Source organism: Polaromonas sp. YR568, from assembly GCF_900116715.1.
Lineage (GTDB): Bacteria > Pseudomonadota > Gammaproteobacteria > Burkholderiales > Burkholderiaceae_C > Polaromonas.
The window spans coordinates 843016-861504 of the sequence record NZ_FPBM01000001.1 but is presented as its reverse complement, the minus strand read 5'-3'; the positions used below and the strand labels follow the sequence as shown (position 1 = coordinate 861504).

The following is an 18489-nucleotide window of genomic DNA, read 5'->3' as shown; positions in this document are numbered from 1 at the left end:
GTGGCCTGAATCAGTGGCCTGCGGCGGTGGTCATGCGCAGCCTGGGGTCGACCGCGAAGTACAGCAGGTCGACGACCAGGTTGATGACCACAAAAATCAGCGCAATCAGGCACAGATAGGCCGCCATGACCGGAATGTCGGCAAAGGTCACGGCCTGGATGAACAACAGGCCCATGCCCGGCCACTGGAACACGGTCTCGGTGATGATGGCAAAGGCGATCAGCCCGCCCAGCTGCAGGCCGGTGATGGTCATCACCGGCACCAGCGTGTTGCGCAGCGCATGGCCGAAATGGATGACCCGGTTGGGCAGGCCGCGGGCGCGGGCAAACTTGATGTAGTCGGTGCGCAGCACTTCCAGCATTTCGGCGCGCACCAGCCGCATGATCAGCGTGAGCTGGAAGATGGCCAGCGTCACCGCCGGCAGCACGATGTGGTGCCAGCCCTTGGCCTTGAGCAGGCCGGTGGTCCACCAGCCGATCTGCACCGTCTCGCCGCGGCCGAAGCTCGGGAACCAGCCCAGGCCCACGGCAAACACCAGGATCAGCAGGATGCCGATCAGGAAGGTCGGCAGCGACACGCCCAGCAAAGAGACCGTCATGAACACCTGGCTCAGGAAGGAGCCGCGGCGCAGCGCCGAATACACGCCCATCGGGATGCCGATCAGCAGCGCCATCAAGGCCGCCACGGCCGCCAGCTCCAGCGTGGCCGGAAAGCGCTCGGCAATCAGGCGCGAGACCTTCGCGCCCTGCCGCAGAGAAAGGCCGAACTCCCCTTGCGCCGCATTGACCAGGAAATGCCAGAACTGCACGATGAAAGGCCGGTCCAGGCCCAGGTCGGCGCGCAGCTGCGTGATTTGCGCGGGTGTGGCGTCCTGCCCCAGGAGGAACACCACCGGGTCGCCCACATACTGAAACAGCATGAAGGCAATCAGGGCGACCACGACCATGACGATCGCGGCCTGGATCAGCCGGCGCAAAACAAAAGCAAACATTAGCTTAGAAGTCAAGGAAAAAAGTATCGGACGATGCTAGCAGAGCAATTGCTGTGCCGACACAGGGTTTACTTCAAGGCTAAAGAAACTCGCCTTCGCGGCAATTTTCACCCTCGTTTTCAGCCCGATTTGTCTCTGATTTGTCACGCGTGCCCCATGCCGGGGCCGCCCCGCCTTTTTCAGTGCGGGTGCGCCGCAGCCTGCGATGCCCCGCCCCGGCTCAAAGTCTCAGCAGTTTTTTGCGCACCAGGTGGATGTTGGCGCGCAGCGCGTACAGCTCGTCGGTGTAGGACAGCGGCACGGTGATTTTTTCGGCCCGGCTCTCCAGCTTGTTGAGTTCTTCCAGCAGGGCTTTATTGGTGCTGCTGTTGTCGCCGCTGCTGTCCACGCGGGTTTCAATGTCGCGCAACTGGCCGTACCAGCGGAAGATGCGCGAACGCACACGAAAGGCGTACAGCGGCGGGATGATGCGCGACAGCGGCAGCATCACGGCGATGATGATGCCCATCACCAGCCACATGCGCTCGACCAGGTTGGCCACCCAGAAGGGCAGGTAACGCTGCAGCACCGGCGTGCCGTTCTTGATGGCGCGCTCGGCCTCCTTGGCGATCGGCAGCTCGCTGTTGTCGCGGTTGGGGAATTCGCGGGCGCTCTTGAACCAGCCGGCCCCGCCATGGATGTCATTGCCGGCCTGGGCCAGCAGTTGCTGCAGAGCGGGATGGGTGCCGGTGCGTGTGATGAGCGAGGTGGTGGGCGCCACCAGTTGCACGTCGTCGGGCGGAATATTGGCCGCAAGGTCCACCACACCGCGCGGCAGGCGGGTGGGGGTGAGGAAGGCAAAGCGCCGGGAGTAAGCCTCGCTCTGCGAGAAGTTCATCAGCTTCACGCCGGGCGTTTGCAGCAGCATCTGCACCATCAGCGATTCGGGGGCTGATGCGAACACGATGGCATCCAGCTCGCCGCCCAGAAAGGCCACGGTGGCGGGCGTTTGCTCCAGCCGCGATATCTTCAGCGTCGCCGGATCGATGCGGTTGCTTTCCAGCAGCTTGCCCATCAGGCTGGGGACGCCGCTGCCCGGCGTGCCCAGGTTGACGCGCAGGCCCTGCAGTTGCGTGAGCGCGCTGAGGCTGGCGTCTTCGGCCGGATCGGCCTTGCCGGCCGCACGGGCGCCGGGCGCTTTGGCGGCCCGCGCAGCCGCAGCCACTTTGCGGGCGGCGTCTTCGCGGTAAAACAGCCACAGCGGCTCCACAAACAGGCTGCCAAGCGAGGCCAGGTCTTCTTCGTCCTGGTCGGTGTAGTCACTGGTGCCGCCCTGCACAAAACCCACGTCGACCTTGCCTTCGCGCAGCAGCTGCAGGTTGGCGGCCGAGCCTTCCGAGGGTTTCAGGACGACTTCAATGCCCTCAACCGCCAGCGCCTTGGCGTAGCGCTTGCCGAATTCTTCATAAGCGCTTTGCGCCGGGCCGGTGGCCAGGGTGACGCGCTTGGGCGGGTTCGGGTCCAGCCACCAGTAGGCCAGCGCCAGCAAGGCGACGGCCAGCAGGATAAAAGGCCCGGCGGAGACCCACAGATCGCGCAGCGACAGCAAGGTGTAGCGTATGGTTTTTGGCATGCGCTGAACCATAGCATGCGGGGGTGTCAGCCGGGCTTTTAAAGCTTTTCTATTGGTAAAAATGACCCATAGACCAATAGATACAGGCGTAAGCAGCTACCAAAAGAATAGCAAATGAACCAGATCGTTCTGAGACCCTTTTGGCGAGTCTGGCTACTGACGGGGTTCGATGGACATCACCGTATAGGCGCCGTTGACCTTGTCCGCAGTGAAGCTCACCTGGTCGCCGGCTTTGACCTTCTCCAGCAGCGCAGTGTCCTTCACCTGAAACACCATGGTCATGCCCGGCATGTCCAGGTTCTTGATTTCTCCATGCTTGAGCGTGACCTTGCCGGCCTCCCTGTCGACCTTGCGGACTTCGCCTTCTGTCGGCGGCAGCGTGGCTTGCGCCAGGGCAAGAGATGCCGCCAGCGTGGCCAGCAGTGCGGCGAGGATTTGATGAACACGTTTCATGGTGAATCCTTTCAGCCGCGGTGATAGCTTTGGTACACACGGCTGCTGCCGTCGGGGCTGACAAGCAGCACGTCATACGGGTCCTTGCGCCCGCCGTAAATGGGCGCGTCCATGCCCGGCGAGCCGACCGGCATGCCGGGCACGGCCAGACCTATGGCTGGCGGGCGCTCTTTCAGCAGGCGGCGGATCTCGCGGGCCGGTACATGGCCTTCCAGCGCATAGCGCTTTCCTTTTGCGCCGACTTCTGCGGTGTGGCAAGAGCCGAGCTTTTGCGGAATGCCCAGGCGGGTGCGGGCGGCGGTGTTGCCGCTGTCGTGCACGCGCACCTCAAAGCCGTTGGCCTCCAGGTGCGCGACCCAGTCCTTGCAGCAGCCGCAGTCGGGGTCTTTCCAGACTTCGACCGGGGTTTTGGCCTGGGCCAAGAGCGTCGGGGTGATGGCCGTGGCGCCGGTCAGGGCGGCCATCGCCTGAATAAGTTGCCGTCTTTGCATCTTGTGTACTCCTTGTTCTTTATGAAATCAGCGGGGCGTCACGGTGATCTTGCCCACCATGCCCGCCTGATAGTGGCCGGCAATCAGGCAAGCAAAGTCGAAATCGCCGGCGCGGTTGAAAGTCCAGACCAAGCCGCCCGACTTGCCGGCCGGCACATGAGCCATATAGGGCTCGTCATGCTCCATGCCCGGAAACTTCACCATCATCGCGGCGTGCGCGTCGAGCTCAGGTTTGGTGCCTATCACCAGCTCGTGCAAAAGCTTGCCCTGGTTGCGGATTACAAAGCGCACGGTCTCACCCTGCTTGAAGGACAGCTTGTCAGGCGAAAAGCGCATGTTGTCTGTCATGGTCAGCGTCACAGTGCGCGTGACCGATTTGTCGTCACCGGCGATGCCCCAGGGCTTTTGTTCTTTTTTGGCCGCGGCGGGCGGTTTTGCCGGATGGGCTTCATCGCCATGAGAAAAAGCGGCCGTAGCCAGGATGGATAAAGCACATGCGGTTATCAGTTTGAGCGCGGATTGAAATTTCATGGTGTTCCTTGATCAGTGATGAATATAGAGCGGATGAGTCGGTTGGATGAATCGGTTCAGTGGCTGCCATGGCCTGAAGGCTTGCGTATCTGGACTTCGGCAGCCGGCGCCGCTGTGGCGCTGCCCGCCCTGGCGCGCTCTGGCTCAGGCAAACCGCCTGTCCATTCAAAGGCCTGTGTGCCGGGCGGCTGCCGGTACCAGCCCGGGTTGCTGTAGTCGCCGGGCTTCTGGTCCTTGCGCACCTTGAGCATGCTGAACATGCCGCCCATCTCGACGCCGCCGTACGGGCCCGTCCCCGTCATCATGGGTGTGGTGTTGTCGGGCAGGGGCATTTGCATCTCACCCATGTCGGCCATGCCACGCTCACCCATCACCATGTAGTCGGGCGCGGATTTCTGGATCTGCCGGACCAGGCCGCGGTGGTCCACACCGATCATGGTGGGCACGTTGTGGCCCATGGCGTTCATGGTGTGGTGGCTCTTGTGGCAATGGAAGGCCCAGTCGCCTTCCTCGTCGGCCAGAAACTCCAGCTGCCGCATCTGGCCCACGGCGACGTCGGCCGTCACCTCCGGCCAGCGCGACGCTCGGGGCGTAGGCCCGCCATCGGTGCCGGTCACGGTGAATTCATGGCCATGCAGGTGAATGGGGTGGTTGGTCATGGTGAGGTTGCCCACGCGAATGCGCACCTTGTCATTTTTGCGCACCACCAGCGGGTCTATGCCCGGGAAGATGCGGCTGTTCCAGCTCCACAAGTTGAAGTCCAGCATGGTCATGATTTTTGGCGTCATGCTGCCGGGTTCGATGTCGTAGGCATTGAGCAGAAAGACAAAGTCGCGGTCCACTTCTTCAATCAGCGGATGCTTTTCTTTGGGGTGCGTTACCCAGAAACCCATCATGCCCATGGCCATCTGCGTCATCTCGTCGGCGTGCGGGTGGTACATAAAAGTGCCGGGGCGGCGCGCCGTGAACTCGTAGACAAAAGTCTTGCCCGCCGGAATGGCCGGCTGGTTCAAGCCGGCCACACCGTCCATGCCATTGGGCAGGCGCTGGCCGTGCCAGTGGATGGTGGTGTGTTCGGGCAGCTTGTTGGTGACGAAGATACGCACCTGGTCGCCTTCCACCACCTCAATCGTCGGGCCGGGGCTCTGGCCGTTGTAGCCCCACATATTGGCCTTGAAGCCGGGCGCCATTTCGCGCACCACGGGTTCGGCCACCAGGTGGAATTCCTTCACGCCCTTGTTCATGCGCCAGGGCAGGGTCCAGCTGTTGAGGGTGACGACCGGGTTGTAAGGCCGGCCATTGGGCGGCATAAGGGGTGCGGCGGTGTTGGCATGCGCCATGGCGGCCGGCTCGGGCAGCGCGGCCATGGCCGCCTTGCTGACGGAGGCGGCGGCCACGGCGCTCATGCCTGCCGTCGCCGCGCGGTTGAAAAAATGTCGTCGGTTCATAAAAAGTCCTTGGGATTCGGTGGGTGGCGCCCGGCTTCAGTGCGCGGCCGCTGCGTTGGTGGATGGACGCTCAGCCGGCACGCCGGAACCCGCGTCGTAAGGCGCACCGGCCAGCACGGCGCGCAAGTCGGCGTCGGCGAGCCAGAAGTCGCGGCTGGCCTGGACTGCTTCGCCCGCGGCCTGGGTTTGTGCGCGCGCCTCGGCCAGCAACTCGAAGACGCTGGCAAGCATGCCGTTGTAGCGCAGCAGGGTCTCGTCCTTGATGAAGGACGACAGAGGCAGTACCTGCTTTTCATAGTGCTGCGCCAGGTCCCAAGCCGTGCGATAAGCCTGGTAGGCCTCACGTGCCTCGCTGCGGGCTTTCACCGCCAGTTCGCGCACGCGGGCTGCATTGCCCATTGCATCCCACAGCGCCTCGGCGCCGGGTTCGCGCCTGGCCCTGCGTTGCTGTGCCCACTGCGCAGCCGCCAGTTGCAGGTCCAGGCGCTGCTGCAGCACGCGGCTTTCCACGCCTGGCAATTCCAGGGGCTGTTCCGGCAGGTCGGGCAGGCGGTCCGGCAGCTCAAAGCCGGTTTGTGCGCCCCACAGGCCCAGCACCACGATGAGTTTTTCACGCTCGCTGAACGCCGCCTGCCGGGCGCGCGCGAGCTGTGCCGCGGCATCGGTCAGCAGCAGTTGTTCACGCGCCTGCTGCAGCTTGCTCCAGTTGCCGGCGCGCGCCATGCGGCGGGCTAGTTCGCCTGCGGCTCCGGCGCTGTCTTTGGCCTCGGCCGCCAGGCGGGCTATCTGTGCGGCCGCCACGGCGCGTGTCCAGGCTTTGCGCGTCTGTGCCGACAGCAAAAGGATGTCCTGGCCGGCCTTGCGCCTGTCCGGGCTGCCGGGCAGCGCGGCATCCGAGATATTGACACCTTGCGCGGCCAGCGAAACCTGCAGACCGGGGTTGTTGAGCAGGGCAATGCGCACCGCCGTGTCGGCGCTGAGCGGGCCGGCCGCCAGCAAGGGTGCGATGGCCGCGCCAGAATCCATGCCCGGCCGCGCGATGGCCACAGGGCCGGACGCCTGGCCCTGGGCCAGCGCTTCCAGGCCACTCACGCCGCCGTCGAAAGGCACGGCCGCGCGTGCCGTGAGTGTCAGAAACAGCAAGGCCAGCGCGCCGGGCTGCCGCAGCCTGGTGCGGCCGCGAATGAAGAAGGTATTCATGCCCGGCCTCATGGTTTTTGGGCGGCGGGCGCCGCGGGCTGGGCGCTTTGGGCCTGCTCCCACTTCAGCAGGTCGGCATGGCCTCGCGGGAACTGGCCCACGGCGGCATTGGCTTTTTTCCAGTCATCAAGGGCCGGCTCCACGCCGCTGGGGAGGCCGGCAAAGGCCGACGTGTACAAGGCCGGCGGCGCCGGCGCGGCGGGGTCGGCCGCCAGCTCGGTGGGCCGGGGGTCGAGCCGGGGATAGGTTGTGGGAGTCTGCGCATGGGCAGCCCCCGCGGGCAGCAGCACGGCCAGCAGCCATGCGTGCGGGTTAAAAATAGAGGCGTGAGTGTTCACAAAAATCTCCTGAAATACATGCGGGTGCGATGGCGGGCATCGCAGGGCCAGCGCGTTTAGCCGCAAAGGGCTGCGCTGGAGGGCAAGTACAGACCCACTACGGGCCTGGAGATCAGGAAATAGGTGGTTTTTGGCGCAGTGCAGCGTCGGCACTGGCAAATGAGTCGGCAGCCAGGCGGGGCTGGGCCGTGGATTTGAAAACGGGGTTCGGGCTAGTCTCCATCAGCGACAGCGCCACCGTGTTGCAAGCCTGGCAAGCAGCGCAGGACTCGCAGTGGCCGTCGGCCATGTGGGTGCTTTCGCCCGAGCTGTGGCCTGCGCAGTCCGGCTCGGCTGCCTGTGGCGCTTGTGGCGCCTCCGCCGTTTCTTCATGGCCAGAATGGTCTGCCGCCAAGGCGCCGTGGTGCTGGCCCTGTTCTTGGGATTGCGAATGCTGTATCTGTCCGGCCGCCATCTGCGTGGCCATCGCGTCGCCCACCCAGCCGCGCAAAGGCAGCAGGGCAATCAAAAGGGCGAGGAGCAGGTGGCGCATGGTGATGACTGAGCGGCGTGGGCCGGAAAAGTTCCTGTCGAATGGACGCTGTTCAGTTCTTTTGCAGCTGCAGCCCGGCCTTGTCGACCCACAGCTGCAGGCTGTCCAGCAAATCCTTCTGGCTGAAGGAGCAGCTTTCTTCGGAGAACAGCGCACTGGACTCCAGCCCGTTGAGCAACTGCGACAGCACGTCATTAAAGCGCCCGGGCAGGGCGGCCGCCAGGATGTGCTGCTGCGCCGCCAGTTGCGAGAACGCGGCCGCGCCCAGGGTGTCACTGCGCAACTGTTGCAAGGCGGTGCTGATGGCGTCCAGCTGGTGTTGAGGTGTCATGCCCCGATTGTAAGAACCCGTCCCGCCTGAGCCGGCCCGGCCACGCGCCGGCTCAGGGCTGCGGAACCCAGGGCCCGTTCACCGGCAGGCCGGGCGCGCTGTGCAGGATTTCCAGGTCGGCCGGTTTGGGTGTGTTGTCGCCCGCGCCCTGGATCTTCACGATGTCTTGCGGGCAGGCGGAAAACGCCACAAAACAATCCATCTCGGCGCGCAGTGTGATCGAATCGCCGGCCTTGGTCACCGTGGGCAGCGTCTTGAGTGTGATGCCGTCGGGCTGCACCTGGATGTTCATGAAGATGTTGAACGAGGCGAGGATGGCGCGCGGTGGCGTCAGGCCCAGCGCGAACATGCCTTCAAACATGTTGTCGCAGCAATTGCGGTGGTAGCCCTTCACGCCCAGCAGCTCATAACGGCGGCGGTCGCAGGCGGCCATAAAGGTGTCATGCACGCCGGGCGAAGTGTCTTCGACCACGGTGAGGATGGGGTGCCGCTGGTTGGTGACGAAAGAATCCCCCACGATGGGGTTCAGGCGCTGGTTCCACACGCGGGTGTTTTCCATGCACATGAATTCGTTCAGGTCGTAGGCGTTGAAAGCCCAGCAATCGACCACCTGGGTGCCGTGGGTGTTGACCACCTTCACGGCCTGGCCGGCCTGAAGGCGCACGGCCTTGCCGTGGCCGGCGGGAATGTGGAGTGTTCGGGGTGGAGCCGATGAGGGGGCGGATGCGGTCATGGGATAAGGGGCTTACTGGATCATGCCTAGGAACTGTTTGAGCTCGGCGGTTTGCGGGTTGGAGAACACCTCGTCGGGCGGCCCGATCTCATGCACGCGGCCCTGGTGCATAAAGACCACCCGGTCGCAGACCTTGCGCGCGAAGTTCATCTCGTGCGTCACCATCAGCAGCGTCATGCCTTCGGCGGCCAGGCTTTCCACCACCTGCAGCACCTCGCCCACGAGCTCAGGGTCCAGCGCCGAAGTGATCTCGTCGCACAGCAGTACCGAAGGTTGCATGGCCAGTGCACGCGCAATCGCCACACGCTGCTGCTGCCCGCCGGAAAGCTGGTCGGGCCAGGATTCGAATTTTTCAGCCAGGCCGACGCGCTGCAGCAAGGCCTTCGCATGTTCCGCAGCGGGCGCGCCGGCCGTCTTTTTGACCAGCGTGGGCGCCAGCATGATGTTTTTGCCGACGGTGAGATGCGGGAACAGGTTGAAACTCTGAAAGATCATGCCCACGCGCTGGCGCAGCTCACGCATGACCTGCGGGTTGTCGTGCAGCAAGTGTTTGCCGTCCACACGCAGCGTGCCGCTTTGAAACACTTCCAGGCCGTTGATGCAGCGCAGCAGCGTGCTTTTGCCTGAGCCGCTTTTGCCAATGATGGCGATCACTTCGCCGGCCTTGACTTCGAGGTCTATGCCTTTGAGAACCTCATTGGCCCCAAAACTCTTGCGCAGCTGGTTGATCTCGACCAGTGTGCGGTCAGACGCTGTTGTTGTAGCGGCGGGGGATGGTGCGACATTAGCGTCCATTGCGGGCTTTCCTCTCAAGCTTGCGGGCATACAGGGAGACGGGGAAACACAGCGCGAAGTACATCAGCGCGACGCAGCTGTACACCACAAAGGGTTTGAAGGTGGCATTGGTAATCATGGTGCCGGCCTTGGTCAGCTCGATAAAACCGATCACCGAGGCCAGCGCCGTGCCCTTGATGACCTGCACCAGAAAGCCCACAGTGGGCGGCACGGCAATGCGCACGGCCTGCGGCAGCACGATGTATTTGAGCTGCTCGCCGAAGTTGAGCGCCAGACTTTGTGCGGCTTCCCACTGGCCTTTGGGAATGGCATCCACGCAGCCGCGCCAGATCTCGGCCAGGTAGGCACTGGTGTAAAGCGTCAGCGCCACCGCAGCCGCCACCCAGGCCGGCACATTGATGCCAAAGAGCGCCAGGCCGAAATAGGCGAGGAAGAGTTGCATCAGCAGCGGCGTGCCCTGGAACAGCAGCACATAGCCGTCCAGCGCGCGGCGCGTGATGAGCGCGGCCTTTTGTGCGCCCGGCACAGCGCGGGTGGCGGAGAGCCTGCCCACCAATAGCAGCATGCCGACAATGCCGCCGCCTATAAAGGCGACGAGTGAAAGCACGACAGTCCAGCGTGCCGCCAGCAGCAGGTTGCGGAAGATGTCCCAAATGGAGAATTCGATCATCGTGTTGCCCAGCCTTTCCAGTTAGCGACCAAAAAGGAATTTCGGGCCCATCCAGTTGAGAAGCTTTCTCACGGCGATGGACAGCACCAGGTAAATCAGCGTCGCAATGATGAAAGCTTCAAACGCCCGGAAGTTGCGGCCCTGGATCAGGTTGGCGGCGTAAGACAGTTCCTGCGTCGAGATCTGTCCGCAGACGGCCGAGCCCAGCATCACGATGATGATCTGGCTCACCATGGCGGGCCAGACTTTCTTGAGCGCCGGTGGCAGCACCACGCGGGTGTAAATCTGCACGCGGTTGAGTGCCAGGCTTTCGGCCGCTTCAATCTGGCCGCGCGGTGTGGCCTCGACCCCGGCGCGAATGATCTCGGTCGCATAGGCCGAAAGATTGATCACCATCGCCAGCACAGAAGCCGTCTCAGGTGAGAGCTTGAAGCCCGCTGCCGGCAGGCCAAAGAAGATAAAAAACAGCTGCACGATAAAAGGCGTGTTGCGGATCAGCTCCACATAGGTGCCCACCACCCAGCGCAACCACGTCGGCCCACTGGCCCGCGCCCAGGCAAAGGCCATGCCCATGAACATGCCCAGCACCGACGAGATCGCCGTCAGGCCCAGCGTCCACGCGACGCCAACAGCCAGCAACGGCCACTGGCTGAGGACGGCCATGAAATCAAGCTCAATACGCATGGATCACATTCCTGTTGATAAGGCGCTGCCTGCTTCTGTCATACCAGCAGCCGCAGTGGAACCGGCTTTGCCGGGCCACCAGCGGCGCCCCCTGCAAGGGGGGAGGCGGTTACGCGAAGCGAACCGCAACGGGGGTTAAGGGAGATTTCCGGCGGGGCGGCCCAGCCACTTCATCGCGATCTTGTCCAGGTCGCCATTCTTTTTGGCTTCGGCAATCACTTCATTGACCTTCAGGCGCAGCTTGTCTTCACCCTTGGCCACGCCGATGAAGTTGGGGCTGTCGCTGAGCAGCAGCTTGTATTCGGTATTGAGCTGCGGGTTCTTGGCCATCATGTTGCCAGCCACCGAAGCGCCGGTGGCAATCAGCTGCACCTGGCCGGCGGTGTAGGCCGACACGGTGGTGTTGTTGTCTTCAAAACGTTTGATGTCGGCCCCGCTGGGTGCGACCTTGGTCAGTTCCTGGTCTTCCAGGGCGGCGCGCGTCACGCTGATGGTTTTGCCGTTCAGGTCGGCAAAGGACTTGATGCTCAGGCTCTTGGGGCCGAACACGGCCTGGAAGAAGGGCGAATAAGCGGCGGTGAAGTCGATGACTTTTTCGCGGTCCGGGTTTTTGCCCAGCGTGGAGATCACGAGATCTGCCTTTTTGGTCTGCAGGTAGGCGATGCGGTTGGCGCTGGTCACCGGCACCAGTTCAACCTTCACGCCCATTTTTTGCGCGATGTAGCCGGCCATCTCGACGTCCAGGCCCTGGGGTTTCAGGTCAGTGCCAACCATGCCGTAGGGCGGAAAGTCGGTCGGAATGGCGATCTTGATTTCCTTGGCCTTCATGATGTCGTCGAGCGCGGTTTGCGCATGGACGCCGGCGGCGCCCAGCACGGCGGCTGCGGCAAGGGCTAAAGAGAAAACGCGTTTGCTGGACTTCATAGCAGGGCTCCTAGGTAAGTGGAAGAGTCGTCGGTGGGTTTGGCCGAAGCACGGCCGGCTTTGCGAACACGGGATGAATCTTTGGGCGACGCGGTTTTGAGCGGCTGCGCGTCCAGCGGGCTCAAAGCACTGCGCAGATGCGACAGCGGGTCACCGCCGCCGGTCTGCAACTTCAGCGCCGCCTGCACGCTGCCGATATGGGCCTGCATGAGTTTTTCGGCTTTCGCCAGGTCGCCTTTTTCAAGCGCCTGAACGATCTGCACATGCTCTTCGCAAGACTGCGCCGCGTCGTGCGACGACTGGTAGAGCATGGCAATGAGGGTGGTGCGTGCGGTGAAGTCACGCAGCGTGTCGGCCAGCAGGCTGTTGCCCAGGCATTCGGCCAGGCAGACATGAAAGTCGCCCAGCAAAAAACTGCGCAGGCCCACGTCGTCGCCCTTCACCGCTGCTTTCTCACGGGTGAGGTGGCTTTTGAGCTGTTTGATAGCGGCCTTGCTCACGTCGCCGGTGCAGCGGATCAGGCCCATCTCGATCACGCGACGCGCCTCAAAGGCCTCGCGCGCTTCTTCCTGCGAAGGTTCAATCACATACCAGCCGCGCCGGCTGCTCACGGTGACGATGCCGCGCACCGCCAGCCGGGTCAGGGCCTCGCGCACGATGGTGCGGCTGCAGTCAAACAGCATGGCCAACTGCTGCTCGCCCAGGCGTGCGCCCGGCGCGAGCTTTTGCGCCATCACGGCTTCAATGATGCGGTTGCTGATGTCGGATGCGGTGGCCATGCACCCTGTAGTGCATAAGCCGTGCCAGCCCTGGTGGCTGGTTTAATCAACTGGTATACAAGTTTTGCGCACCTGTCTGGCGTTCCCGTGCACCGGGCTGCGGCTTTTGGGCGGCGCGCCGCACCAGGACGGGGAGCGCCGCCGTTCGGTCCGCGCCTTCAGTCCAGCTTGGCGCCCGAAGCCTTTACCGCTGCAGCCCAGCGCGGCATCTCGGCAGTCAGAAACTGCGCGAACTCGTCACTGCCCATAAAGGCCGGGTCGGCCCCTTGCGTCACCATGCGGTTGCGGATGTCCGGGCTGCTCATCACCTGCTTGAAGGCGTCGCTGAGTTTGGCGGCCACGTCCTTGGGCAGGCCTGCGGGGGCGAGGAAGCCGTAAAAGCCCACCACCTCAAAACCCTTGATGCCTGATTCAATGACGGTCGGGATGTCCGGCAGCGCCGGGTTGCGCTCCTTGCTGGTCACTGCCAGGGCGCGCACCTTGCCCTGCTTGTGATAGCTGGCGGCCTGCGGAATCGACTCGCCCATGAACTGCACCTGGCCAGCCATCAAATCGGTAAAGGCGGGCGCGCTGCCGCGGTAGGGGATGTGCACCATAAAAAGCCCGGCGGCATTCTTGAACATCTCGGGCACCAGGTGGCTGATGCCGCCATTGCCGGCCGAGCCGTAGTTGACCTGCCCGGGCCTGGCCTTGGCGTAGGCGATGAATTCCTTGAGGTTGTTGACCGGCAGCTTGGGGTTGACCAGCAAGGCCAGCGGCTGCATCGCGGTGCGCGCAATCGGCGTGAAGTCTTTGAGCGTGTTGTAGGGCAGCTTGCTGTAGAGGGCAGGGTTGATCACCATCACGCCGGTGTTGGCCAACATCAGGGTGTAGCCGTCGGGTGCGGCCTTCATCACGTCTTGCGCGCCCACGGTGCCGCCGGCGCCGGACTTGTAGTCGATCACGATGGGCTGGCCCAGCACGGCCTGCAGGCGTTCCGTCAGCAGGCGGGCATGCTGGTCCAGCGGGCCGCCGGCCGGAAAGCCGATCACCACGCGGATGGGCTTTTCGGGGAAGGCCGCCATGGCTGCGGAGGAGGCCAGTGCCGTGAAGGCCAGCGCGCAAGCCGACATCAGGGTTTTGCGGCGAAGGGTGAAAGATGCGAACGAGCGGTTCATGGAGTCTCCTGGATGTGTTCTGTTTTTGTTTCGGCGTGTAAGCAGTGACGCCGCAATGATTTCCGCCGTACAAGCGAAAGCATGTGGCCTCACGCGGGCTGCCGTGCGGGTGCAGCTTCATCATAGTGAGCGCGGGTCGCTCAAGTGACAGTGTTTTATCGGGAGCTTCCCGGATGTGAGCCGCACAATCTCGGGGTAGGCTGTGCCGGAGTTTCTTCTTGCCTGTGCTTTCTGGAGTCCTTCTTGTCCGCTGTTCCCCCCGCCATCCCCACCCCGCACAACCTGCACTATCAGGTCTGGCCCAAGCGGTTGCCGCACAGCATCACACCGCCGGCTACGTCGCTGTGGCACAACCTGGCGGTCAGCGCACTGCGCTTTCCGGACAAGCCCGCCTTGGTCTTCTTTAATCGCGTGCTGAGCTACGCCGAAGTGCTGCGGCAGGCCGAACGCCTGGCCGCCACGCTGCACCGCCTGGGCGTGCGCCAAGGTGATCGTGTGGTGCTCAACATGCAGAACTGCCCGCAGTGGGTGATCGCGCACTTTGCCATCCTGCGGGCCAATGCGGTGGTGGTGCCGGTCAACCCGATGAACCGGGCGGAAGAGCTCAAGCACTACATCACCGACCCTGACGCCAAAGTGGCCATCACCACCGCCGACCTGGCGCCCGAGCTGGCCAATGCCAATGCGCAACTGGCGCCTGCTGAGAGGCTGGCGCACGTGGTGGTCACGCATTACAGCGATGCTTTTGATATGCCGACGCAAGGCAAAGGGCAGGACGGCAACGATGCCGCCATGCCCGAAGCCTGGCGCGAATGGCTGGGCACGCGGCATGCGCTGCCGGTGCTGGAAGGCGGCACTGTCATAAGCTGGATCGATGCGATGGCCAACGGGGACACTGGCGAGTTACCTGTACATACCGCCACACCGCAAGACCTGGCCGTGCTGCCTTACACCAGCGGCACCACCGGCCTGCCCAAAGGCTGCATGCATACGCACGCCAGCATCATGCACAACGCGGTGGCCAGTTGCCTGTGGGGTAACAGCACGTTTGAGAACGTGACGCTGTCGGTCGTGCCTATGTTCCATATCACGGGCATGGTGTCCGTCATGCATGCAGCCATCTACGGCAGCGCCACGCTGGTCATCATGCCGCGCTGGGACCGCGAGCTGGCCGGCAAGCTGATCTCGCACTGGGGCGTTACGCACTGGACCAACATCCCCACCATGGTGATAGACCTGCTGGGCAGCCCCAACTTTGCAAACTTTGATTTGAGCAGCCTGGTCTACATCGGAGGCGGCGGCGCGGCCATGCCGCAGGCCGTGGCCCAGCGCCTGTGGGAGCAATACGGCCTGCGTTTTGCCGAAGGCTACGGCCTTACGGAAACCGCCGCGCCCTCGCACAGCAACCCTTATGACGCCACCAAGCAGCAATGCCTGGGCGTGCCCTTTATGAGTTGCGATGCGCGCATCATCGACCCAATCACACTCAAGGAAGTGCCGCAGGGCGAACAGGGTGAAATCATCATGAGCGGGCCGCAGGTGTTCCAGGGCTACTGGAAGCGGCCCGACGCCACGGCCGACGCCTTTATCGAGCTCGACGGCAAGCGCTTCTTCCGCTCCGGCGACCTGGGCCGCATGGACGAGCAGGGTTACTTTTTCATCACCGACCGGCTCAAGCGCATGATCAACGCCTCGGGCTTCAAGGTGTGGCCGGCTGAGGTCGAGGCATTGATGTTCAAGCACCCGGCCATCCAGGAGGCCTGCATCATCAGCACCAAAGATGCCTACCGCGGCGAGACCGTCAAGGCTGTGGTGGTGCTGCGCGCCGCGGCCAAAGGGCAGACCACGGAAGACGACATCATCAACTGGTGCAAGGACAACATGGCGGCCTATAAATACCCGCGCGTTGTGCAGTTTGTGGATGCTTTGCCCAAGAGCGGCTCGGGCAAGGTCATGTGGCGTGCGTTGCAGGAGGCTGAGCAGGGTGCGAAGCCCGCCTGAGGGGTTCCTTTCTTCCAGCGGAAAGTGCCTGCAAGCCTCGTAGAAATGGCGTAAGCAGCTATAAAAAGCATAGTGAACTGGTTTGGGCGGTAAATCGCCCTCCAGGTCGGTTATGGTGCTGAACTGGCAAATAATCAGCACATGGCCAAACCTGCTCCACCCACGATTGAAGACTTTGACGACAAGCCGCTCGCCGGCTGGCGGCTGCGCCTGTACACCATCATCTTTGAGGCCGACACGCGCGCCGGCCGGCTCTTTGACAAGGCGCTGATCGTCCTCATCCTGGTCAGCATCGCGGTGGTGATGGCCGACAGCGTGCAAAGCATCCACGCCTCGCACGGCCGGGCATTCGCGGTAGTCGAATGGATTTTCACGCTGCTCTTCACTGCCGAATACCTGGCACGCCTGGCCTGCGTGAGAAAGCCGCTGCAATACGCCACCAGCTTCTTCGGCATCATCGATTTGATCGCCGTGCTGCCGACCTACCTGGCGCTGTTCTTCCCGGAGCTGCACGCGCTCATCGACGTGCGTGTGCTGCGCCTTTTGCGCGTGTTCCGTATCTTCAAGCTGGCCGCCTATGTGGCCGAATACCAGTCGCTGGGCCGGGCGCTGGCCGCCAGCGGACGCAAGATTCTCGTTTTTCTGTCAGCCGTGGTGATGATGGTGCTGGTGATGGGCACCGTGATGTATGTGGTCGAAGGGCCTTCCAACGGCTTTACCAGCATCCCGACCTCGGTCTACTGGGCCATCAGCACCGTGACCACTGTGGGCTTTGGCGACATCACGCCCAAGACCGACCTGGGCCGGCTGATCTCGTCATTCATGATGCTGCTGGGCTGGGGCATCCTGGCGGTGCCCACCGGCATCGTCACCGCAGAAATGGCCGCCGAGCGGCGCATGCAGAGACTTCCCATGCCGACCACACGCACCTGCCATGAGTGCCTGACCGAGGGTCACCTGCCGGAGGCTGATTTTTGCTATCACTGTGGTGCGGAGCTGCCGGCTTATCAGCACCAGGCTCCCAAGGAAACCAAAGACGTAAAAGACGCAAAGGATGCGCCCTCCCAGGCGTCCTAGGTTTTAAGACTCGGCCGCCGTCAGCCGGCGCGGCGTGATCTCCACCGAGCCCAGCGCCGTGCTCATCCACACCGTGCCGTCCTGTACCGTCACCTGCAACTGCATGCTGCGCTCGGCCAGCTTGGCCAGGGCCTGGCTTTCGGCGGCATCGATCTGCCAGACCACGAGGTTGGCCGCACGCGTCAGCTTGGTTTCAATGTTTTTCCACCAGACCGGCGTGCTGCTGGCAAAGCTGTAGACGCTGATTCTTTCGGCGCGGCCTGCCGCCTTCATCAGGCGTTTGTCGTCGGGCTGGCCCACGTCGATCCAGTGCAGGATCTGCTCGGTGTAGTCCTTGTGCCAGAGCGCGGCTTCGTCCACATCCCACAAGTCCTTGGCAAATTCCAGGTTGCCCTTCTTGTCGTCGGCCGGCACGTTGAGCGCGAAAGCCAGCAGGCGGATCATCATGCGCTCATCAGCCTCCGAGGGGTGGCGCGCAATCGTCACGCTGTGGTCGGCGTAGATATTGCGGTCCATGTCGGACAGGGCCAATTGAGCTTTGTAAATGGTGGCTTTGAGTGCCATAAGGTGTACTTCTTTATCTCGGGTCTGGACGGGAACGAACCCTGTATTGGAACAGAGCGGGAACAGAGCCGCCTGAGGTAACCCCGGCCCAGCGGGATTTAAGCCGTCTGGCTATAGTGACTCGACCATGATCAGCCTCTCCGTCCTAGACCAGTCCGTCGCCGTTACCGGCCGCACGGAAGACGCCTCCATCCGTGAAACCCTGCAACTGGCCCGCCACTGCGAAGCGCTGGGTTACAAGCGCTTCTGGGTGAGTGAGCACCACAGCCACCCCAGCATCGTCGGCTCCGCGCCCGAGGTGTTGATGGCCGCCATTGCCGCCACCACCAGCCGCATCCGTGTGGGCAGCGCCGGTGTCATGCTGCCGCACTATGCGGCGCTCAAGGTGGCCGAGCAGTTTCGTGTGCTGGAAGCCCTGGCGCCGGGCCGCATAGACCTGGGCGTGGGCCGTGCGCCGGGCTCGGACATGCGCACCGCGCGGCTGCTGAGCAGCGACCCGCGCCAGTCGGCCGAGAACTTCCCCATCCAGGTGCGCGAGCTGCAAGCCTGGCTGGCCGGTATCGATTTGCCGGAAGGCCACCCCGGCCGCGGCGTTACCGCCAACCCCATGGGCCCGACCACCCCCGAGATGTGGATGCTGGGCAGCTCCGACTACGGCGCGCAACTGGCCGCCCACTATGGCCTGCCGTATGCGTTTGCCTACTTCATCACCGACGGGCAGGGCGCCGGGCAGGCGCTGGATATTTACCGCTCCACCTACCGGCCCAGCCCGCGCCACCCCATGCCGCAGGCGGTGCTGTGCGTCTGGGCACTGGCGGCCGACACCGAGGCCGAGGCCTGGCACCACTTCTCGGGCCGCGAGCGCTGGAAGATAGACCGCAACCGCGGCGCGCTGGCGGCCTTGCCTTCGCCCGAAGAGGTGGCGCTGCGACCCTACACCGCAGCCGAGCAGGCCGAGGCCGACAGGCTCCGGGCCAATGCGCTGGTCGGCAGCGGCCCGCAAGTTGCCGCCAAATTAAGGGCGCTGGCTAATACACTGGGGGTTGACGAGCTGGTCGTGATCACCTGGACGCACGACCCCGCCGCCCGCAGGCGCTCGTATGAATTGCTGGCGCGGGAGTTTTTCTGAGATTTGAGAACCGGCTACCAACAATAAACATCGAGACAAGGAATACCCA

General features: G+C 63.4%; 21 protein-coding genes. 3 read left to right on the top strand and 18 right to left on the bottom strand.

Going from position 1 to position 18489, the window contains the following annotated elements; all coding sequences use genetic code 11:
- Positions 1-10: 10 nt before the first annotated feature.
- The 17 genes from BM408_RS04185 to BM408_RS04105 all read right to left on the bottom strand — a co-directional run bounded on the left by BM408_RS04185 (position 11) and on the right by BM408_RS04105 (position 13624).
- Positions 11-991 (bottom strand): ABC transporter permease, encoded by a 981-nt coding sequence (locus tag BM408_RS04185; protein WP_092127107.1) that lies wholly within the window; start codon positions 989-991, stop codon positions 11-13.
- A gap of 220 nt (positions 992-1211) precedes the next feature.
- Positions 1212-2603, bottom strand: a complete 1392-nt coding sequence (locus tag BM408_RS04180; RefSeq protein ID WP_092127387.1) for a TAXI family TRAP transporter solute-binding subunit — start codon at positions 2601-2603, stop codon at positions 1212-1214.
- A 153-nt stretch (positions 2604-2756) separates the two neighbouring features.
- Complete coding sequence (locus tag BM408_RS04175) at positions 2757-3056, bottom strand: copper-binding protein (protein WP_092127105.1); 300 nt, start codon at positions 3054-3056, stop codon at positions 2757-2759.
- 11 nt (positions 3057-3067) lie between these two features.
- Positions 3068-3547 (bottom strand): DUF411 domain-containing protein, encoded by a 480-nt coding sequence (locus BM408_RS04170; RefSeq protein ID WP_092127103.1) that lies wholly within the window; start codon positions 3545-3547, stop codon positions 3068-3070.
- A 27-nt stretch (positions 3548-3574) separates the two neighbouring features.
- A complete protein-coding gene (locus BM408_RS04165) occupies positions 3575-4078 on the bottom strand; it encodes a cupredoxin domain-containing protein (protein ID WP_092127101.1) in 504 nt (167 codons plus the stop codon).
- A 56-nt stretch (positions 4079-4134) separates the two neighbouring features.
- Positions 4135-5526, bottom strand: a complete 1392-nt coding sequence (locus tag BM408_RS04160) for a multicopper oxidase family protein (protein ID WP_092127099.1) — start codon at positions 5524-5526, stop codon at positions 4135-4137.
- Between the two features lie 36 nt (positions 5527-5562).
- Entirely contained in the window at positions 5563-6726 is a 1164-nt protein-coding gene (locus tag BM408_RS04155) for a TolC family protein (RefSeq protein ID WP_092127097.1), read from the bottom strand.
- An 8-nt stretch (positions 6727-6734) separates the two neighbouring features.
- Positions 6735-7064, bottom strand: a complete 330-nt coding sequence (locus BM408_RS04150; RefSeq protein ID WP_092127095.1) for a hypothetical protein — start codon at positions 7062-7064, stop codon at positions 6735-6737.
- A 112-nt stretch (positions 7065-7176) separates the two neighbouring features.
- Complete coding sequence (locus BM408_RS04145; RefSeq protein WP_092127093.1) at positions 7177-7596, bottom strand: hypothetical protein; 420 nt, start codon at positions 7594-7596, stop codon at positions 7177-7179.
- A 52-nt stretch (positions 7597-7648) separates the two neighbouring features.
- A complete protein-coding gene (locus tag BM408_RS04140; RefSeq protein WP_092127091.1) occupies positions 7649-7927 on the bottom strand; it encodes a hypothetical protein in 279 nt (92 codons plus the stop codon).
- Between the two features lie 52 nt (positions 7928-7979).
- Positions 7980-8660, bottom strand: coding sequence for a DUF1989 domain-containing protein (locus BM408_RS04135; protein ID WP_092127089.1), 681 nt, complete (start codon positions 8658-8660; stop codon positions 7980-7982).
- Positions 8661-8672: 12 nt separating this feature from the next.
- Positions 8673-9455: an amino acid ABC transporter ATP-binding protein gene (locus tag BM408_RS04130; RefSeq protein WP_305790669.1), complete on the bottom strand. Its 783-nt coding sequence runs from the start codon at positions 9453-9455 to the stop codon at positions 8673-8675.
- Entirely contained in the window at positions 9445-10125 is a 681-nt protein-coding gene (locus tag BM408_RS04125; RefSeq protein ID WP_092127087.1) for an amino acid ABC transporter permease, read from the bottom strand. Before BM408_RS04125 ends, BM408_RS04130 begins: the two co-directional genes overlap by 11 nt.
- 21 nt (positions 10126-10146) lie before the next feature.
- Complete coding sequence (locus tag BM408_RS04120; protein WP_092127085.1) at positions 10147-10809, bottom strand: amino acid ABC transporter permease; 663 nt, start codon at positions 10807-10809, stop codon at positions 10147-10149.
- Between the two features lie 135 nt (positions 10810-10944).
- On the bottom strand, positions 10945-11733 hold the full coding sequence (locus tag BM408_RS04115) for a transporter substrate-binding domain-containing protein (RefSeq protein WP_092127083.1): 789 nt from the start codon (positions 11731-11733) through the stop codon (positions 10945-10947).
- Positions 11730-12512, bottom strand: a complete 783-nt coding sequence (locus BM408_RS04110) for a GntR family transcriptional regulator (RefSeq protein WP_092127081.1) — start codon at positions 12510-12512, stop codon at positions 11730-11732. The genes BM408_RS04115 and BM408_RS04110 overlap by 4 nt, the downstream gene beginning before the upstream one ends.
- A 158-nt stretch (positions 12513-12670) precedes the next feature.
- A complete protein-coding gene (locus tag BM408_RS04105) occupies positions 12671-13624 on the bottom strand; it encodes a Bug family tripartite tricarboxylate transporter substrate binding protein (protein ID WP_092127383.1) in 954 nt (317 codons plus the stop codon).
- Between the two features lie 288 nt (positions 13625-13912).
- Here BM408_RS04105 and BM408_RS04100 point away from each other — a divergent pair, with 288 nt between their 5' ends.
- The gene (locus BM408_RS04100) at positions 13913-15670 is read left to right on the top strand and encodes a long-chain fatty acid--CoA ligase (RefSeq protein ID WP_254774697.1); all 1758 of its coding nucleotides are present in this window, start codon (positions 13913-13915) and stop codon (positions 15668-15670) included.
- A gap of 141 nt (positions 15671-15811) precedes the next feature.
- Positions 15812-16747 carry an ion transporter gene (locus tag BM408_RS04095; RefSeq protein ID WP_092127079.1) on the top strand — a complete coding sequence of 312 codons (936 nt, stop codon included), beginning with the start codon at positions 15812-15814 and terminating at the stop codon, positions 16745-16747.
- Between the two features lie 3 nt (positions 16748-16750).
- Here BM408_RS04095 and BM408_RS04090 read toward each other — a convergent pair whose 3' ends face one another.
- Positions 16751-17311 carry a YaeQ family protein gene (locus BM408_RS04090; protein WP_092127077.1) on the bottom strand — a complete coding sequence of 187 codons (561 nt, stop codon included), beginning with the start codon at positions 17309-17311 and terminating at the stop codon, positions 16751-16753.
- A gap of 130 nt (positions 17312-17441) precedes the next feature.
- On the opposite strand from BM408_RS04090, the gene BM408_RS04085 reads away from it, so the two are divergent.
- Positions 17442-18440 carry an LLM class flavin-dependent oxidoreductase gene (locus BM408_RS04085; RefSeq protein WP_092127379.1) on the top strand — a complete coding sequence of 333 codons (999 nt, stop codon included), beginning with the start codon at positions 17442-17444 and terminating at the stop codon, positions 18438-18440.
- The last annotated feature ends 49 nt before the right edge of the window (positions 18441-18489 follow it).

Coding starts and splice junctions, on each gene's coding strand:
- BM408_RS04185 (WP_092127107.1), bottom strand. CDS start 991: ATGTTTGCTTTTGTTTTGCGCCGGCTGATCCAGGCCGCGATCGTCATG.
- BM408_RS04170 (WP_092127103.1), bottom strand. CDS start 3,547: ATGCAAAGACGGCAACTTATTCAGGCGATGGCCGCCCTGACCGGCGCC.
- BM408_RS04145 (WP_092127093.1), bottom strand. CDS start 7,596: ATGCGCCACCTGCTCCTCGCCCTTTTGATTGCCCTGCTGCCTTTGCGC.
- BM408_RS04180 (WP_092127387.1), bottom strand. CDS start 2,603: ATGCCAAAAACCATACGCTACACCTTGCTGTCGCTGCGCGATCTGTGG.
- BM408_RS04165 (WP_092127101.1), bottom strand. CDS start 4,078: ATGAAATTTCAATCCGCGCTCAAACTGATAACCGCATGTGCTTTATCC.
- BM408_RS04125 (WP_092127087.1), bottom strand. CDS start 10,125: ATGATCGAATTCTCCATTTGGGACATCTTCCGCAACCTGCTGCTGGCG.
- BM408_RS04095 (WP_092127079.1), top strand. CDS start 15,812: ATGGCCAAACCTGCTCCACCCACGATTGAAGACTTTGACGACAAGCCG.
- BM408_RS04160 (WP_092127099.1), bottom strand. CDS start 5,526: ATGAACCGACGACATTTTTTCAACCGCGCGGCGACGGCAGGCATGAGC.
- BM408_RS04130 (WP_305790669.1), bottom strand. CDS start 9,455: ATGGACGCTAATGTCGCACCATCCCCCGCCGCTACAACAACAGCGTCT.
- BM408_RS04090 (WP_092127077.1), bottom strand. CDS start 17,311: ATGGCACTCAAAGCCACCATTTACAAAGCTCAATTGGCCCTGTCCGAC.
- BM408_RS04110 (WP_092127081.1), bottom strand. CDS start 12,512: ATGGCCACCGCATCCGACATCAGCAACCGCATCATTGAAGCCGTGATG.
- BM408_RS04120 (WP_092127085.1), bottom strand. CDS start 10,809: ATGCGTATTGAGCTTGATTTCATGGCCGTCCTCAGCCAGTGGCCGTTG.
- BM408_RS04175 (WP_092127105.1), bottom strand. CDS start 3,056: ATGAAACGTGTTCATCAAATCCTCGCCGCACTGCTGGCCACGCTGGCG.
- BM408_RS04115 (WP_092127083.1), bottom strand. CDS start 11,733: ATGAAGTCCAGCAAACGCGTTTTCTCTTTAGCCCTTGCCGCAGCCGCC.
- BM408_RS04135 (WP_092127089.1), bottom strand. CDS start 8,660: ATGACCGCATCCGCCCCCTCATCGGCTCCACCCCGAACACTCCACATT.
- BM408_RS04140 (WP_092127091.1), bottom strand. CDS start 7,927: ATGACACCTCAACACCAGCTGGACGCCATCAGCACCGCCTTGCAACAG.
- BM408_RS04105 (WP_092127383.1), bottom strand. CDS start 13,624: ATGTCGGCTTGCGCGCTGGCCTTCACGGCACTGGCCTCCTCCGCAGCC.
- BM408_RS04155 (WP_092127097.1), bottom strand. CDS start 6,726: ATGAATACCTTCTTCATTCGCGGCCGCACCAGGCTGCGGCAGCCCGGC.